This window comes from Pseudarthrobacter sp. NIBRBAC000502770 (assembly GCF_006517815.1).
In the GTDB taxonomy this organism is placed as follows: Bacteria; Actinomycetota; Actinomycetes; order Actinomycetales; family Micrococcaceae; genus Arthrobacter; species Arthrobacter niigatensis.
The window spans coordinates 601083-616317 of sequence record NZ_CP041198.1 but is presented as its reverse complement, the minus strand read 5'-3'; the positions used below and the strand labels follow the sequence as shown (position 1 = coordinate 616317).

Below are 15235 nucleotides of genomic sequence, written 5' to 3'. Positions count from 1 at the left end.
GCATGGATCTCATGCCAGCGCCGCTGTGTTGCAGGGAGGTTTATCAGTGCCGACAAAACCAGCTGGCACCTTGTACCGCGGCCGTGAAGGCATGTGGTCCTGGGTAGGACACCGTATTACCGGTGTAGTGATCTTTTTCTTCTTGTTGGTCCACGTCCTGGACACCTCCTTGGTGCGTGTGTCACCGGAGGCCTACACCGCCGTGATCGGCGCCTACAAGAATCCGCTGATGGCGCTGGGTGAGACCGGCCTTGTTGCCGCCATCGTCTTCCACGCCTTCAACGGCCTGCGGATCATCGCGGTCGACTTCTGGAAGAAGGGCGCCAAGTACCAGCGGCAGATGCTGTGGGCAGTCCTGGCCCTTTGGGTTGTGACCATGCTTGCCTTCTCCATCCGCCACCTGTCCCTCGCCCTCGGAGGTCACTAAGCCATGACTGCAACGATCGAGAGCCCCCGCAGCGGCCGGGTCGCTCCCCAGTACCGCCGCAGCGGTGGTTCCAAGGGCAACTTCGAGATGATCGCCTGGCTGTTCATGCGCCTTTCCGGCGTGGTGCTGGTGGTGCTGATCTTCGGCCACCTGTTCGTGAACCTCATGGTCGGCGAGGGCATCCACGCCATCGACTTCGGCTTCGTGGCCGGCAAGTGGGCGGATCCGTTCTGGCAGTTCTGGGACCTGGCCATGCTCTGGCTGGCCATGCTGCACGGCAGCAACGGCGTCCGGACCATCATCAACGACTACGCCGAGAAGACATCCACCCGGCGCTGGCTGAAGACCGTTCTTTACGCGGCCGCAGTGGTCATCATCCTCCTGGGCACCCTGGTGATCTTCACCTTCAACCCGTGCCCCGTGGTGAACGGCGTCGCCCTTCCGGGTGGTTTCTGCCCTGCCTAGCACTGGCACATCCCCGGGCCCGCGGGCTTATCCGCGGGCCCTGTTTTGCGGAGCAGGCAAAGCCGCCCCGTTGTTTTATAGCGAATTTTGAGAGAAAGAGCGTCTGGTATGCAGGTCCATAAGTACGACGTCGTCATCGTCGGTGCCGGTGGCGCTGGCATGCGCGCCGCGATCGAATCCGGTCAGCGCGCGCGCACAGCAGTACTGACCAAGCTCTACCCCACCCGCTCGCACACGGGTGCGGCGCAGGGTGGCATGTGTGCAGCCCTTGCCAATGTCGAGGAAGACAACTGGGAATGGCACACGTTCGACACCGTCAAGGGCGGCGACTACCTGGTTGACCAGGACGCTGCCGAGGTCATGGCGAAGGAAGCCATCGACGCCGTGCTGGACCTGGAAAAGATGGGCCTGCCCTTCAACCGCACGCCCGAAGGCCGCATCGACCAGCGCCGGTTCGGCGGCCACACCCGCGACCACGGCAAGGCTCCGGTCCGCCGCGCATGCTACGCCGCCGACCGCACCGGCCACATGATCCTGCAGACCCTGTACCAGAACTGCGTCAAGCACAACGTCGAGTTCTACAACGAGTACTACGTGCTGGACCTGCTGACGGTTGAAGAGGACGCTGTCCGCGAAGACGGCACCCCTTACAAGCAAAAGCGCGTAGCCGGCGTCGTCTCCTACGACCTCGCCTCCGGTGAACTGCACGTTTTCCAGGCCAAGTCCGTGGTGTTCGCCTCCGGTGGCGCCGGCAAGGTCTTCAAGACCACGTCCAACGCCCACACCCTGACCGGCGACGGCATGGGCATCGCGTTCCGCCGCGGCATCCCCCTGGAAGACATGGAGTTCTTCCAGTTCCACCCGACAGGCCTTGCCGGACTGGGCATCCTGCTCTCCGAGGCCGCCCGCGGTGAAGGCGCAATCCTCCGCAACTCCGAGGGTGAACGCTTCATGGAGCGTTACGCCCCCACCATCAAGGACCTGGCGCCGCGTGACATCGTGGCCCGCTCCATGGCCAACGAGGTCCGCGAAGGCCGCGGCTGCGGCCCGAACAAGGACTACGTCCTGCTGGACCTGACCCACCTGGAGCCGGCCCACATCGACGCCAAGCTCCCGGACATCACCGAGTTCGCCCGCACCTACCTGGGTGTGGAACCGTACACGGAGCCCGTGCCGGTGTTCCCCACCGCGCACTACGCCATGGGTGGCATTCCCACCAACATCAGCGCCGAGGTCCTGCAGGACAACGACACCGTGGTCCCGGGCCTCTACGCCGCCGGTGAAGTGGCCTGCGTGTCCGTCCACGGCTCCAACCGCCTGGGCACCAACTCGCTGCTGGACATCAACGTCTTCGGCAAGCGTGCGGGCATCGCCGCCGCGGAGTACGCCAAGACCGCCGAGTTCGTGGAACTGCCGGAGAACCCGCTGGGCTACACCACCGAACTGCTGGACATTGCCCGCAACGGCACCGGCGACGAAAAGGTGGCCCAGATCCGCAAGGAACTGCAGGACACCATGGATGCCAACATGCAGGTGTTCCGGACGGCGGACACCCTGAACCAGGTGCTGCGCGACATCGCATCCTTCGAGGAGCGCTACAAGCGCATCAACGTCCAGGACAAGGGCAAGCGCTTCAACCTGGACCTGCTCGAGGCCGTTGAACTCGGCTTCCTGCTGGAACTGGCCAAGGTGATGACCGTGGCCGCCCTGCACCGCGAGGAATCCCGCGGCGGACACTTCCGCGAGGACTTCCCCGAGCGTGACGACGAGAAATTCATGAAGCACTCCATGGCGTACAAGGATGACCATGCGCCGGCTGACGGATCGGCGGAATCAATCGCCGGTATCCGGCTGGCCACCAAGCCGGTTGTCTTTACCCGCTACGAGCCGATGGTGAGGAAGTACTAAGATGACCGCTGAAATCGCTGAGCCAGCCTCAAAGGTTGAACTTCCTGCCGGCGTTGGCGGGGCCGGGGAAATCCCCTCGTTCGACGTCCACCTGCGCGTCCGCCGCTACAACCCGGAGGTTTCGGAGGAAGCGACCTGGGACGACTTCCACCTGACCATGTACGGCACGGACCGTGTCCTTGACGCCCTGCACAAGGTCAAGTGGGAAACGGACGGCACCCTGTCCTTCCGCCGCTCCTGCGCACACGGCGTGTGCGGCTCGGATGCCATGCGCATCAACGGCCGCAACCGCCTGGCCTGCAAGACCCTGCTGAAGGACCTGGACACGTCCAAGCCCATCACGGTGGAACCCATCAAGGGCCTCCCGGTGGAGAAGGACCTGATCGTGGACATGGAGCCCTTCTTCCAGTCGTACCGCGAAGTCATGCCCTTCCTCATCAACAAGGGCCACGAGCCCACCCGGGAGCGCCTGCAGTCCGCAGAGGACCGTGAGCGCTTTGATGACACCACCAAGTGCATCCTTTGCGCCGCGTGCACGTCATCCTGCCCCGTGTTCTGGACGGACGGGCAGTACTTCGGCCCCGCCGCAATCGTGAACGCACACCGCTTCATCTTCGACTCCCGTGATGACGCCGGCGACATGCGCCTGGAAATCCTCAATGACAAGGAAGGCGTGTGGCGCTGCCGCACCACCTTCAACTGCTCCGAGGCATGCCCCCGCGGCATCCAGGTCACGCAGGCCATCGCGGAGGTCAAGCAGGCCATCCTGGCCCGCAAGATCTAGCACCTTCAACTCCAGATAGACGGCCGACGGCGTCCCTCACCACACGTGGTGGAGGGCGCCGTCGTTCGTTTTCAACACTCATTCACCCCGGATGCTCTATCAGCAAGCTGTCCGCCCGCAGAAAGGGCCCCCATGTCCCGCACCGAAAAAGTGTCCTTCGCCGGCTCCACCGGCGAAATGCTGTCCGGCATCATTGACCTTCCCGAAGGGCCCGTCAAGGGCTGGGGGGTGTTTTCGCACGGCTTTACGCTGGGCAAGGACAGCCCCTCCGCCTCCAGGATGTGCAAGGCGCTGGCGGACAGCGGAATCGGCATGCTGCGCTTCGACAACCTGGGCCTCGGCGGGTCCGCCGGGGAATGGTCCGCGGGATCGTTCAGCCACAAGGTGGCTGACACGGTGAAGGCTGCGGAGTTCATGCGCGGAGAGGGCAAGGAAATCTCGCTGCTGGTGGGCCATTCATTCGGCGGCGCGGCCGTCCTTGCAGCTGCCAGGGACATTCCCGAACTCGATGCCGTGGCCACGGTGGGGGCTCCGTTCTCGCCCAAGCACGTGGCCCACGTGTTCGATGCCGCCCTGGACAGGATCTTGAATGAGGGCAGCGCCGAGGTGGACCTGGGCGGCAAGCGGGTGGAGATCCGCCGGCACTTCGTGGAGGACCTGGAGAACGCTGACCTGACGGACTGCATCCGGCAACTGCATAAGCCGCTGATGGTCCTGCACTCCCCCACCGACAACACCGTGGGGATCGAGAATGCGAGCACCATCTTCCAGACCGCCCGGCACCCCCGGAATTTCGTCTCCCTGGAGGGAAGCGACCACCTCCTGACCGGGAAGGGCCAGGCTGCCCGTGCAGCGAGGATCATCGCAGCCTGGGCCGACCAGTACCTTGATGCGGCCTCCGCCTGACCCAAGCGCCCCCCGCCTCAGAATGGCTGCGGGTCAGGTCTGGGGCGTTGCCCGCCGGGCCCCGAGGATTGCCTTCCGCGGGGCTGAGCCGGACTCCAGGTCGGCCTCGCGGACGGCGGACCACCCCGCGGAGACAAGGTAGACCTGGCTGACCAGGTTGAACCAGATGAGCAGGCCGATGATGATGGCGAACGGCGCCAGGATGGGATTGCGGCTGGCGCCGCCAAGCAGCTCGGTGCTGAAGATCTGCAGGACGGTGGTGCCGACGGCGGCCAGGATGGTCCCTTCCAGCAGCGCCTGGCGGGACAGCTTCAGCCCCGCGGCCAGCCGGAACATGACCAGTGCCGTGACCCAGTTCAGGACCAGCGGCACGACGATCTTCACGGACGTGGTGAGGGGGCCGGCGAGGGCATCGCTGAGGTGCAGGAAGTCCGAGACCCATCCGGCAGCGGTGCCGAAGACCAGGGAGGCGCCGGCACTGATGACCAGGGCGGTGCCCAGCAGCAGCAGGGTGCCGGAATCGCGCAGCTTCATCAGGATGGGGTTGACCATCAGCGGCGGCAGCTGCAGCACGCCGCGGAGGCCGTCCCGGAGCCCGTTGATCCATCCCAGGGACGTGACGACCGTGACCACGGCACTGATCAGCGCAGTCCAGCCAAGTCCGTTGGGATCGAGCAGGTCCTTGGGATCCACCAGTCCCTCCCCGCCGTTGACCTTCAAAAGTCCGGGGGCGCTTGTTGCCACGCTGCTGATGATGGTGTCAAGCAGGGCCGGCTGGCCCCTCAGGACAAGTCCCGCAACCGAGAAGCCGGTGGTCAGGAGCCCGGTGATGGAGAAGAACATCCGGAAGCCAATGCCGGCGCTCAGCAAGGGGCCGTGCTGGAGGTTGTAATGCTGGAACGCGCGCATCGGGCGCAGGGTGTTGAGCTTGGCCTGCAGCCACAGGATCATGGCCATCAGGCGTGGTAACAGCCCGACGCCGGATCTCCTGGCTTTGCCCCAGGCCATCCTTTTCTGGATGGCGGCCAGCTTAAGCTGGGCATGCTCAGTGGGCAGCGGCTGCTGGTCAGGCGCCTTCGGTTGTGGTGTCCGCGGCAGCGTCCGTGAATCGGGTGCCGTCGTGGTTGTCAGTTTCGGTCCCAAAATCCAGCTCTTCCCGTAGCTGCCAGATGCCCTCGGCATCATGCTCATAGAGTCCCATGCTAACCACCGGGAAGGTGGCTTTATAGTTCTTGAGCACCGTTTCGGCCTCATCCAGGCTTTCGGGGGCGACATCGTGGGCGATGGTGACGTGTGGGTGATAAGGGAAGGGCAGTTCACGGTGGAGGGGTCCCTGCTGCAGCTTGCGGTGCAAGTCCACGCAGTGCTCGAACCCGTCCTCCACCCGGATGAAGACCACGGGCGAAACGGGCCTGAAGGTTCCGGTCCCGGCGATGGTGACCATGAAGGGGCTCTGGCAGCGGGCCACCTCGCGGACATGCCGGCGGGTGGCCTCCCAGTCCTGGGTGGGGGTGGTGGTCACCAGCGTGATGTGCGCGGGCACCACTTCGGCCAGGGGATCGCCGAAGGACGCCCGCCAGCGCTGCAGTTCCCCGGCAATCTCGTCTGGAAAGCCCAGGATGACGCCCACACTGATCTCATCGCTGCGGGCCGGTTCATGGTCAGCAGCCGCAGCGTGGCCGGACTCGTCTTCGAAGCGGTCGGCCAGGGTCCGCTCCACCTGGCCGGCAGAGCAGGCACCTCCCCTGGCGGTGACGTTTCTCGAAGACATGGCGCTAGCGGACCCCTGCGAGGCTGAGGGACGGCAGGAAACCCATGCGCTGGTACACCTGGCCCAGGGTGGCCGAGGCGATCTCCCGGGCCCGGTCTGCGCCGAGGGCCAGCAGCCGGTCAAGCTCGGCGGGATCGGCCATGAGCTCGTTGGTCCGGTTGCGGAGCGGGGTGATGAAGTCCACCACCACCTCCGCGAGGTCCACCTTGAGGTGCCCGTACATCTTCCCCTGGTACTCGGCTTCAAGGTCCGCCACGGACTTTCCGGTGAGGGACGAGTAAATGGTGAGCAGGTTGGAAACCCCGGGCTTCTCCTCGGCGTCGAAGCGGATGTCCGTGCCGGCGTCGGTCACTGCCGACTTGATGCGCTTTGCGGCGATCTTGGGATCCTCCAGCAGTTGGATGGCACCGTTGGGGGACTCCCCCGTCTTCGACATCTTGGCGCTGGGATTCTGGAGGTCGTAGATCTTGGCGCTTTCCTTCACGATCGTGGCCTCTGGAACCGTGAACGTGTGGCCAAACCGGGTGTTGAAACGCTGCGCGAGGTTCCGGGTCAGCTCCAGGTGCTGCCGCTGGTCCTCGCCCACCGGAACCAGGTCGCTCTGGTAGAGGAGGATATCGGCGGCCATCAGCGTGGGGTAGGCGAAAAGGCCCAGCGTTGCGGCGTCAGCGCCAGACTTCTGGGTCTTGTCCTTGAACTGCGTCATACGGGACGCCTCACCGAAGCCGGTGATGCAGTTCAGCGCCCAGGCAAGCTGCGCGTGCTCCGGGACATGGGACTGGACAAAGAAGATGCTCTTGTCCGGGTCGATGCCGGCGGCAATGTACTGCGCCGCCACGATGCGGGTGCGCCTGGCCAGCTCGGCGGGGTCGAAATCCACCGTGATGGCGTGCAGGTCCGGGATAAAGAAGACGGCGTCGTATTCCGCCTGCATGTCCACCCAGTTGCGCACAGCGCCGATGTAATTGCCCAGGTGCAGGGAATCCGCGGTGGGCTTGGCGCCGGAAAGGATGCGCTTCTTGGCAGTGGAGGAAGTCTGGGTGGTCATGGAAAAACTTTCGGGCTCAGAGCTGGTAGTCCACTACCAGCGGGGCGTGATCGGAGAAGCGGGTATCCCAGGAGGCTGCACGGTCAACAACGGCCGAAATGGCGGACGCTGCCAGTCCGGGGGTGGCCATGTGGTAGTCGATGCGCCACCCGGTGTCGTTATCGAACGCCTTGCCGCGCCAGGACCACCACGTGTACGGCCCGTCGACGTCGCCGGCAAGGTTCCGGTGGACGTCATGCCAGCCGATTTCCTCACCAAAGAAACGGTCAAAGTAGGCGCGTTCCTCCGGCAGGTGGCCGGCTTTCTTGAGGTTGCCCTTGGAGTTCCGAATGTCCCGGGGCGTGTGGGCGACATTCAGGTCCCCCACCACCAGCGCGTGGTCGCTGTGCTTGGTCAGCTCCGGAAGCCGGGTGCTCATGACGTCAAGGAAGCGGTACTTGTCGTCCTGCTTGGGTGTCCCTGCCTCACCGGAGTGCACGTAGGCGCTGGCAACGGTGAGCTGGACGGGGTTCCCGGCGGCGTCCGGAACGCGGAAATCAGCCTCCACCCAGCGCCCGGCCGTGGCGAAGTAGTCGTCCCCAATGCCGTTCCTGGTTTCGAGCGGCTCCTGGCGGGAGGCGATGGCGACGCCGGCACGGCCTTTTGCTTCCGCCTCGGCGTGCAGGATGTGCCATCCTTCCCCGAGCAACTCCCGGACGATCGCGTCGGGGGCGCGCACTTCCTGCAGGCAGAGGATGTCCACTTCGCGCGGCTCCAGCCACGCCGCCATGCCGTTTTTGTAGGCAGCCCGGAGGCCGTTGACGTTGACTGATGCGATGCGAAGGTGGTCCTTGTTCAATGCCGAGCTCACCCGCTCCACTCTAGTCGATGATGGTTCCGGTCACCGGCTCGCCGCTGCCGCCGGAGGACTTGATCATGTCCCGGGCGTTGGTGGCCGTGATCTCAATCGTCTCGAGGGCGCGGTTGATGGTGTCCTGGTTGGCCGCGGCGCCCTTGGCCCGTTCCTCTTCCACTACGCGGATCTGCACCTGGACGATTTTGAACGAGTGGTCCAGTTTCAGGTCGCGCACTTCGTCGGCCTCGGTCCGTTCGTAGACCACCCGGGTGCCCCCATGGTCCGCTGATGCCTGCACCGGGGCCCGGCCGGTTGCGGTGTGGAAGGCGCTTTGAGCCTCGGACAGCTTGGCGCCGGCCTTCTTGGCGGCCCGCTGGATGCTGAAGACCACGAACAGGGCCAGTGCCAGCCAGAAGGCGGCGATGACGGCAACAACCCAGCCCACGACGTCGTTCTGGTTGGCGGCGAAGATGACGGCAACAACGAACGCCGTCACCAGGACCATCAGGCCCGGCCCGCTGATCCGGAACATCGAGAAACCGGCCCTGGCGGGTTTGGCGGATGACGAGGAGCTGCCCAAAGTTCGCATGCAGCTATTGTCTCAAACCCCGGCCTGTGCTTCGGCCGCCTTCCACCCCCGGCGAACAGCTCCGGCGTTCAGCTCCGGCGGGTCCGGTCACTTCTGCCGTCCGTCCCCGCTGCGGAGGACCTCCAGCCGTTGCCGGTACTCGGTCTCGTCCACCTCCCCCGGGCGTAGCGCTCGCGCAGCACGCCTTCGGCCCCCTGGCCGGCTGCCCAGTGCTGGTTCCGGCGCCAGGTCCTGCGGGCCACGAAGATGAACAGCGCGATCACCAGGATCCAGAAGAGCGGGAACAACAGGAACCAGGGGGAAAAGGCACCGTGCCAGGGGCCGTAGACGACCGTATCGGCCGGCACCTGCGTAGCGGCGGTCAGGGCTGCGGTGGACACGCCCGCAGTGGACAGCGCGGTGGTCAGTGATGGCAACATTTTCGTTCTCCAGACTCTCTCGACCGGCCGGGGATCCGGCCTTGTATCGAGTGTCGTTGCCGCAGCCGGCCGGCGCGTCCGGCGGCGGGAGTCACCTTCACCGGGCCACGTACTCCCCCGGGAGGCCTGCGGCTGCACGTGGTACGGGCCTCAGCCTGCCCAGCCCGGCCGGACCAGTCCGGATTCGTAGGCCAGCACCACCAGCCGCGCCCTGTCCCTGACCATCAGCTTCGCCATGATCCGCGAGACATGCGTCTTTGCCGTGAGCGGGGTGATGAACAGGCGCCCGGCGATTTCCGCGTTGTTCAAACCCTCCCCCACAAGCTGGAGGACTTCCCGCTCCCGGTCGGTGATGCGGTCCAGTGCCACGGGCCGTTCGGCGGCGCGGGAGTGCCGCGCCAACTGGGCCATGATCCGCCGGGTCACCGAGGGCGACAGCAGCGCATCGCCGTCGTGCACAATGCGGACGGCGCGCAGGAGCTCGGCCGGTTCAGTGTCCTTGACCAGGAAACCGGCGGCGCCGGCCCGCACGGCCTCGGCGATGTATTCGTCCAGCTCGAAGGTGGTGAGCATGACCACCCGGGTACCTGGCAGCGCAGGGTCGGAGAGGATCTGCCGCGTTGCCTCCAGGCCATCACCGTCCGGCATGCGGATATCCATCAGGACCACGTCGGGTTGCCACTGCCGGGCAAGCCGGACCGCGTCGCGCCCGGTCCCGCACTCGGCCACGACCTTCATGTCCGCTTCGGCGTCCAGCAACGCCCGGAAGCCCGCCCGGATCAGGTTCTGGTCATCGGCCAGCAGGATCCTGATCATCCCGGTTCCTGCCTTGCACGGGCGGCCAGCGGGAGGACCGCACGGACCCGCCAGCCCGTACCGGAGTGGGCCGGCCCCAGCTCAAGGATGCCGCCCAAAGCTGCCACGCGTTCCCGCATGCCGGTAATGCCGTTACCTTCGGGCGCTGTGCCGGCCCCGGCGCCGTCGTCGTCTATGGTCACCAGTAACTCCCCGTTCGCCGCGTGGATGGACACCTGGGCCGAACGCGCGCCGGAATGCCGGACCACGTTTGTCAAGGCCTCCTGCACAATCCGGTACGCCGCTTCCTGGGCTGCAGCGGGAACGTGGTCACTGCCGGGGCCGGCCAGGAGCCGGACATCGAGCCCGGCCCGCCGCGCGTTCTCTACGATTTCCGGAACCCGGGCCAGGCTGGGCCGGGTGGTGGGGCTCAACGGCGCATCTTCCCGCAGCACGCCCAGCAGCTGGCGGACTTCAGCCAGTGATTCCCTGCTCGCTGCCTTGACGGTCTCCAGGGCAGGCCGGAACTGCGCCGGATCCTTCTCGCCCAGGTGGAGCGCCACCGAGGCCCGGACGTTGATCAGGGACAGCGAATGGGCCACCACGTCATGGATGTCCCGCGCAAGGGCAAGCCGGTATTCATCGCGGGCAGCCTGTTCCGCCGCGGCCGCCTGGCGGTGCCGTTCGGAAACCCGTTCGCCGCGGAACCGCACCCCTTCCCCGACCAGGACCAGGATGGCCAGCCATGAGGACCCGGCGAAGGCGCGGACGAACGCCGCTTCATCGCCGCTGCGCGCAGCGGCAAGAAACAATGCGAGGATTCCCGCGGCGGCTCCCGACCATGCCACAGCGCGCTTCCCGGCCGCCGCCGTCAGGATCAGGGCCATCGCGAAGGAGAGGACCACCGGGCCCCAGCCGTAGCCCAGGGCAAGGTAGGCAGTGGTGGCCCCGGCGGCAACGGGCAGCATCACCAGCGGCGCGCGCCGGCGGAAAGCCAGTGCGGCCGGCCCCAGCAGCAGCAACGCGAGCGCCAGGGGGTCCAGGGGCGCGTGTCCGGGCTGCCGCAGGGAGGCGAACGCCGATCCCGCCACCTGGATCACGGCGACCACCACCACGATGACGGCGGTGGGTGGTCCCCGGAAACGGCGCTGCATGGTCCGAGCCTATTCCCGCGCACGGTGAAAGTCGTCAGGTGGGCGGCGTACCGCTTGTACTCCGCCGGGAGTACAAGCACGGCCGCGCCTGGCTTACCCCGCGCTGCGCTTAAATGGACGACGGCGGCACGGCGCCTTCCATACGGAAGGTCCCGTGCCGCCGTCGAGCGCTTGGGGCCGGTGCTACTCTCCGACGCCTGCTGCGCGTTCGGCGGCTTCGACCACATTGGTCATCAGCAGCGCCACCGTCATGGGGCCCACTCCGCCGGGGTTTGGCGAAATCCAGCCCGCCACCTCCGCGGCGGCGGGATCGATGTCCCCGTAGACACGGCTCTTGCCGGTCTCCGGATCGGTCTCCCGTGTGACGCCGACGTCCAGCAGGGCAGCGCCCGGCTTCACATCAGCGGCCTTCACGATGTGCTTGACGCCGGCGGCACCCACGATGACGTCCGCCTGCCGCAGCAGTTCGGACAGGTTGGTGGTACCGGTGTGGGTCAGGGTCACGGTGGCGTTGACCTCCCGCCGCGTGAGCAGCAGGCCGATCGAGCGGCCGATGGTGACGCCGCGGCCCACCACCACCACGTGCTTGCCGGCCAGGCTGTATCCGTTGCGCTCGAGCAGCTCGATGACGCCGCGGGGCGTGCACGGCAGCGGCGTGGTGATCTTGTTGTTGACGTTGAGCACCAGCCGGCCCAGGTTGGTGGGGTGCAGCCCGTCCGCATCCTTGGCGGGGTCGATCCGCTCCAGGATGGCGTCCGTGTCCAGGTGCTTGGGCAGCGGCAGCTGAACGATGTAGCCGTGGCAGGAGGGGTCTGCATTGAGTTCGTCAATGAGGGCCTCCACCTGTTCCTGGGTGGCGTCCGCCGGAAGCTCGCGCTGGATGGAGTTCATCCCGATCTGCACGGACTGCTTGTGCTTCATGGAGACGTACAGCTGCGAGGCGGGGTCAGCGCCCACCAGCACAGTGGCGATGCCGGGGGTGACGCCCTTGGCCTTGAGTGCGGCCACGCGTTCGGTCAGCTCGGCCTTGATGGCAGCAGCGGTGGCCTTGCCGTCAAGGATCTGTGCGGTCGTGGTTTCAGCCATGGGTTACCACTGCTCGTGCTGGGGGTACAGCGGGAAGTCGGCAGCCAGCTTGTCCACGCGGGACTGGAGGGCCTCGACGTCGGCGCTGGCGCCTGCCTTGAGCGCGGTGGCGATGATCTCTGCCACCTCGGTGAACTCGTTGGCACCAAAGCCGCGGGTAGCCAGGGCCGGGGTGCCAATGCGCAGGCCGGAGGTGACCATCGGCGGCCGCGGGTCGAACGGCACGGCATTGCGGTTCACGGTGATGCCCACGGAGTGCAGGAGGTCCTCCGCCTGCTGGCCGTCCAGCTGCGAGTTGCGGAGGTCAACCAGTACCAGGTGCACATCGGTGCCGCCGGTGAGGACGGAGACGCCGGCTTCGGCGACGTCGGCCTGGTTCAGGCGGTCAGCGATGATCCTGGCGCCTTCCAGGACGCGCTCCTGGCGCTCCTTGAATTCCCGGGTGCCGGCGATCTTGAAGGCCACGGCCTTGGCAGCGATGACGTGCATCAGCGGGCCGCCCTGCTGGCCCGGGAAGACGCTGGAGTTCAGCTTCTTGGCCCACTGCTCCTTGGCAAGGATCACGCCCGAGCGGGGACCGGCCAGGGTCTTGTGCACGGTGGAGGTGACGACGTCGGAGTGCGGGACCGGGCTGGGGTGCAGGCCGGCTGCCACCAGGCCGGCGAAGTGTGCCATGTCGGTCCAAAGGAGCGCGCCCACTTCATCGGCGATGGAGCGGAACGCGGCGAAGTCCAGGTGGCGGGGGTAGGCGGACCAGCCGGCGATGATGACCTGGGGCTTCTCGGCGATGGCCTGCTCGCGCAGCTTGTCCATGTCGATGCGGAAGTTGTCTTCCTCCACCTGGTAGGCGGCCACGTTGTACAGCTTGCCGGAGAAGTTCAGCTTCATGCCGTGGGTCAGGTGGCCGCCGTGGGCCAGGGACAGGCCCAGGATCTTGTCGCCGGGTGTGATCATGGCGGACAGCGCGGCGGCGTTGGCCTGCGCGCCGGAGTGCGGCTGGACGTTGGCGAACTCGGCGCCGAACAGGGCCTTGACCCGGTCAATGGCCAGCTGTTCTGCAACGTCGACGTATTCGCAGCCGCCGTAGTAGCGGCGGCCCGGGTAGCCCTCGGCATACTTGTTGGTGAGGACCGAGCCCTGGGCTTCCATCACGGCGCGGGGCGCGAAGTTCTCGGAAGCAATCATCTCCAGGGTGCCGCGCTGGCGGCCAAGCTCCTGCTCAAGGACTGCTGCGATTTCGGGGTCAAGCTCAGCCAGCGGCTGGTTGCTGACGGCGGTGGTTGAGGTGGCTGTAGTAGTCACGAAGTACTCCTGGCTGGGGATACGGGCACTGCTATAGGTCAGGCTACCGGCTGGCGCGCTTCCGCACCGCGTTGATGACAGGGCGTGAAAGCCCGGCATGGTGCTGCTGTACTGACGCAGGAGCAGCCCCAATTCCGGCAAAACATGACCCTCGGCCCAGGCGTACGATCCGTGGTCTTCGTGATTGCCGCTCCCTGGTGGTTAGCCACCCAACGCCAGTTGCGACCCTTCCAGCGTACCAAAACCGGCACCCGCGGCGCGGGTAGGCTGTTACGCGTGAATCATGAGCAGCTGAACCAAGCGTACGTCGTCACCCTGTCCTGCCCGGACCGCCCCGGAATCGTCCACGCCGTGGCCGGAGCCCTGCTCGTGGCAGGGTGCAACATCATGGACTCGCAGCAGTACGGCAGCCCTTCCACCGGCAACTTCTTCATGCGCGTGGAAGTGACCACGGCGGCTCCGAAGTCCGAGCTGCGCGCCGCGCTGGAACCGGTGGCGGAAGCATTTTCCATGCAGTGGAACCTCGATACCGTCGGTGACAAGGTGCGCACGCTGGTCATGGCCAGCACCTCGGCCCACTGCCTCAATGACCTGCTCTTCCAGCAGCGCTCCGGTACCCTTCCCATCGAAATCCCCGCCATCGTTTCCAACCACCAGGATCTGGCAGGCCTCGCCGAGTTCTACGGCATCCCGTTCCACTACATCCCTGTGACCCGGGACACCAAGGTGCAGGCCGAGGACAAGCTGCGTGCCCTCATCGCGGAGCACGACATCCAGCTGACCGTCCTGGCCCGCTACATGCAGATCCTCTCCGATGAGCTCTGCACCGACCTGACCGGCAAGGCCATCAACATCCACCATTCGTTCCTGCCGTCCTTCAAGGGTGCCAAGCCGTACCACCAGGCGCACGCACGCGGTGTGAAGCTGATCGGGGCCACCGCGCACTATGTGACCGCCGCCCTGGACGAGGGGCCGATCATCGAACAGGAAGTCATCCGCGTGGACCATGCGCGAACGCCCGAACAGTTCGTCCAGATGGGCCGGGACGTGGAGGGCCGCACCCTGGTGCAGGCCGTGCAGTGGCATGCCGAGCACCGGGTGCTGCTGGACGGCAACCGCACGGTGGTCTTCAACTAGGTAGCAGAAGGTGCCGTTTTGGGGCTGCCAAACGACACCTGAGCTACCCAGTTCGGTGGAGGGGTGGCTTAGGGTGAAGCCATGGCTCCTCTTTACCCTTTCGCCGGCAATTCCCCGGCTGTCCATGAATCAGCGTTCGTGGCCCCGTCGGCCTCGATCATCGGCAATGCCACCCTGGGCGCGGACGCCAGCGCGTTCTATGGTGTCTCGGTCCGGGCTGATACCGCGGCCATCACCGTGGGCGCCGGAAGCAACCTGCAGGACAATGTGGTGCTGCACGCCGACCCCGGCTTCCCCTGCACGGTGGGCCAGCGGGTCAGCGTGGGCCACGCCGCCGTCGTGCACGGCTGCACCGTGGAGGACGACTGCCTGATCGGCATGGGCGCCACCGTCCTCAACGGGGCAGTGATCGGCGCCGGCTCGCTGGTGGCCGCCGGCGCCGTGGTCCTGGAAGGAACGGTGGTTCCGCCCCGCTCGCTGGTGGCCGGGGTTCCCGCCAAGGTGCGCCGCGGGCTCTCGGATGAAGAGTTCGACGGCGTGCGCGCCAATGCGGCGCGCTACGTGGAGCTCGCGGCGAAACACCGCGAGCTCCACGCCTGACCAAGTCCG

The 15235-nt window shown here is 66.3% G+C and carries 17 protein-coding genes; 7 read left to right on the top strand and 10 right to left on the bottom strand.

The features are described from left to right. Window positions 1-46 precede the first annotated feature (46 nt). From sdhC to NIBR502770_RS03200, 5 genes are all read left to right on the top strand, one after another. On the top strand, window positions 47-427 hold the full coding sequence (gene sdhC, locus NIBR502770_RS03220) for a succinate dehydrogenase, cytochrome b556 subunit (RefSeq protein ID WP_141161212.1): 381 nt from the start codon (window positions 47-49) through the stop codon (window positions 425-427). Window positions 428-430: 3 nt separating this feature from the next. Beyond that, a complete protein-coding gene (locus NIBR502770_RS03215; protein WP_141181015.1) occupies window positions 431-892 on the top strand; it encodes a succinate dehydrogenase hydrophobic membrane anchor subunit in 462 nt (153 codons plus the stop codon). A gap of 108 nt (window positions 893-1000) precedes the next feature. Beyond that, the gene (gene sdhA / locus NIBR502770_RS03210; protein ID WP_141161214.1) at window positions 1001-2800 is read left to right on the top strand and encodes a succinate dehydrogenase flavoprotein subunit; all 1800 of its coding nucleotides are present in this window, start codon (window positions 1001-1003) and stop codon (window positions 2798-2800) included. Window position 2801: 1 nt separating this feature from the next. Next, window positions 2802-3584: a succinate dehydrogenase iron-sulfur subunit gene (locus NIBR502770_RS03205; RefSeq protein ID WP_141161215.1), complete on the top strand. Its 783-nt coding sequence runs from the start codon at window positions 2802-2804 to the stop codon at window positions 3582-3584. A gap of 132 nt (window positions 3585-3716) precedes the next feature. Continuing rightward, the gene (locus NIBR502770_RS03200; protein WP_141181014.1) at window positions 3717-4490 is read left to right on the top strand and encodes a S9 family peptidase; all 774 of its coding nucleotides are present in this window, start codon (window positions 3717-3719) and stop codon (window positions 4488-4490) included. Between the two features lie 33 nt (window positions 4491-4523). On the opposite strand, the gene NIBR502770_RS03195 is transcribed toward NIBR502770_RS03200, so the two are convergent. The 10 genes from NIBR502770_RS03195 to glyA form a co-directional block, all read right to left on the bottom strand. Beyond that, a complete protein-coding gene (locus NIBR502770_RS03195) occupies window positions 4524-5447 on the bottom strand; it encodes a YihY/virulence factor BrkB family protein (protein WP_141161216.1) in 924 nt (307 codons plus the stop codon). Window positions 5448-5556: 109 nt separating this feature from the next. Continuing rightward, complete coding sequence (locus tag NIBR502770_RS03190; RefSeq protein WP_141161217.1) at window positions 5557-6261, bottom strand: 2'-5' RNA ligase family protein; 705 nt, start codon at window positions 6259-6261, stop codon at window positions 5557-5559. A gap of 4 nt (window positions 6262-6265) precedes the next feature. After that, window positions 6266-7309, bottom strand: a complete 1044-nt coding sequence (trpS, locus tag NIBR502770_RS03185) for a tryptophan--tRNA ligase (RefSeq protein WP_141161218.1) — start codon at window positions 7307-7309, stop codon at window positions 6266-6268. A 16-nt stretch (window positions 7310-7325) separates the two neighbouring features. Next, a complete protein-coding gene (locus tag NIBR502770_RS03180) occupies window positions 7326-8159 on the bottom strand; it encodes an exodeoxyribonuclease III (protein WP_141161219.1) in 834 nt (277 codons plus the stop codon). A gap of 10 nt (window positions 8160-8169) precedes the next feature. Then, on the bottom strand, window positions 8170-8733 hold the full coding sequence (locus NIBR502770_RS03175) for a hypothetical protein (protein WP_141161220.1): 564 nt from the start codon (window positions 8731-8733) through the stop codon (window positions 8170-8172). A 68-nt stretch (window positions 8734-8801) separates the two neighbouring features. Beyond that, window positions 8802-9152, bottom strand: a complete 351-nt coding sequence (locus NIBR502770_RS03170; RefSeq protein WP_246857383.1) for a hypothetical protein — start codon at window positions 9150-9152, stop codon at window positions 8802-8804. Window positions 9153-9302: 150 nt separating this feature from the next. Beyond that, window positions 9303-9968: a response regulator transcription factor gene (locus tag NIBR502770_RS03165; RefSeq protein WP_141181013.1), complete on the bottom strand. Its 666-nt coding sequence runs from the start codon at window positions 9966-9968 to the stop codon at window positions 9303-9305. Beyond that, window positions 9965-11101: a sensor histidine kinase gene (locus NIBR502770_RS03160; protein WP_141181012.1), complete on the bottom strand. Its 1137-nt coding sequence runs from the start codon at window positions 11099-11101 to the stop codon at window positions 9965-9967. The genes NIBR502770_RS03165 and NIBR502770_RS03160 overlap by 4 nt, the downstream gene beginning before the upstream one ends. Window positions 11102-11284: 183 nt before the next feature. Beyond that, complete coding sequence (locus NIBR502770_RS03155) at window positions 11285-12187, bottom strand: bifunctional methylenetetrahydrofolate dehydrogenase/methenyltetrahydrofolate cyclohydrolase (protein ID WP_141181011.1); 903 nt, start codon at window positions 12185-12187, stop codon at window positions 11285-11287. Between the two features lie 3 nt (window positions 12188-12190). Further along, window positions 12191-13489, bottom strand: a complete 1299-nt coding sequence (gene glyA / locus NIBR502770_RS03150) for a serine hydroxymethyltransferase (protein ID WP_141181010.1) — start codon at window positions 13487-13489, stop codon at window positions 12191-12193. Window positions 13490-13765: 276 nt separating this feature from the next. On the opposite strand from glyA, the gene purU reads away from it, so the two are divergent. Next, a complete protein-coding gene (gene purU, locus NIBR502770_RS03145) occupies window positions 13766-14626 on the top strand; it encodes a formyltetrahydrofolate deformylase (protein ID WP_141181009.1) in 861 nt (286 codons plus the stop codon). Window positions 14627-14707: 81 nt separating this feature from the next. Beyond that, window positions 14708-15226 carry a gamma carbonic anhydrase family protein gene (locus NIBR502770_RS03140; RefSeq protein ID WP_141161227.1) on the top strand — a complete coding sequence of 173 codons (519 nt, stop codon included), beginning with the start codon at window positions 14708-14710 and terminating at the stop codon, window positions 15224-15226. Window positions 15227-15235 lie beyond the last annotated feature (9 nt).